1 rRNA gene is annotated in these 1,659 nt (G+C 54.1%); it reads right to left on the bottom strand.

What is annotated here, in order from left to right:
* Nucleotides 1-1,659: ribosomal RNA gene (locus IB268_RS30850) — 23S ribosomal RNA — on the bottom strand; the annotation flags it as partial.

Genomic DNA, 1,659 nt, shown 5'->3' with positions numbered 1-1,659 from the left:
CTTCCACACCCGACCTATCAACGTCCTGGTCTCGAACGACCCTTCAGGGGGATCAAGTCCCCGGGATACCTTATCTTCAGACGAGTTTCCCGCTTAGATGCCTTCAGCGGTTATCTCTTCCGTACTTAGCTACCCGGCAATGCCATTGGCATGACAACCGGTACACCAGAGGTACGTCCACTCCGGTCCTCTCGTACTAGGAGCAGGCTCCGTCAAGTATCCAACGCCCACGGCAGATAGGGACCAAACTGTCTCACGACGTTTTAAACCCAGCTCACGTACCTCTTTAAATGGCGAACAGCCATACCCTTGGGACCGGCTACAGCCCCAGGATGAGATGAGCCGACATCGAGGTGCCAAACACCGCCGTCGATATGAACTCTTGGGCGGTATCAGCCTGTTATCCCCAGAGTACCTTTTATCCGTTGAGCGATGGCCCTTCCATTCAGAACCACCGGATCACTATGTCCTGCTTTCGCACCTGTTCGACTTGTCAGTCTCACAGTCAAGCACGCTTATGCCATTGCACTATCAGCACGATTTCCGACCGTACCTAGCGTACCTTCGAACTCCTCCGTTACACTTTGGGAGGAGACCGCCCCAGTCAAACTGCCCACCATGCACTGTCCCCGATCCGGATAACGGACCAAGGTTAGAACCGCAAACAAACCAGGGTGGTATTTCAAGGATGGCTCCACGTAATCTAGCGACTACGCTTCAAAGCCTCCCACCTATCCTACACAGGCCGGTTCACAGATCAATGCAAAGCTACAGTAAAGGTTCATGGGGTCTTTCCGTCTAGCCGCGGGTAGATTGCATCATCACAAACACTTCAACTTCGCTGAGTCTCAGGAGGAGACAGTGTGGCCATCGTTACGCCATTCGTGCAGGTCGGAACTTACCCGACAAGGAATTTCGCTACCTTAGGACCGTTATAGTTACGGCCGCCGTTTACCGGGGCTTCGATCAAGAGCTTGCACCCCATCACTTAACCTTCCGGCACCGGGCAGGCGTCACACCCTATACGTCGACTTTCGTCTTTGCAGAGTGCTGTGTTTTTAATAAACAGTCGCAGCCACCGATTCTCTGCGACCCCATCATGCTAAGCGCGCAGGCGCTTCACACTACCGGGGTATACCTTCTCCCGAAGTTACGGTATCAATTTGCCGAGTTCCTTCTCCTGAGTTCTCTCAAGCGCCTTGGAATATTCATCCCGTCCACCTGTGTCGGTTTGCGGTACGGTCTCGTACAGCTGAAGCTTAGAGGCTTTTCTTGGAACCACTTCCAATCACTTCGCAAGCAATGCTCGCTCGTGCCACACCCTTGATTTACGCGCCCGGATTTGCCTAAGCGCCATCTTCGATGCAGCAACAGGGACATCCAACACCCTGATGATCTTCCGCGATCCGTCCCCCCATCGCACTGTACGACGGTGCTGGAATATTAACCAGCTTCCCATCAGCTACGCATCTCTGCCTCGCCTTAGGGGCCGACTCACCCTGCGCCGATGAACGTTGCGCAGGAAACCTTGGACTTACGGCGAGGGGGCTTTTCACCCCCTTTATCGCTACTCATGTCAGCATTCGCACTTCTGATACCTCCAGCAGCCTTTACAAGCCACCTTCGCAGGCTTACAGAACGCTCTCCTACCGCGTGCAC

Source organism: Achromobacter sp. ACM01 (genome assembly GCF_014851745.1).
Taxonomy (GTDB): domain Bacteria; phylum Pseudomonadota; class Gammaproteobacteria; order Burkholderiales; family Burkholderiaceae_B; genus Achromobacter; species Achromobacter aegrifaciens.
The sequence above is the reverse complement of the archived record's forward strand: the minus strand, read 5'-3'. Positions and strand labels throughout refer to the sequence as shown.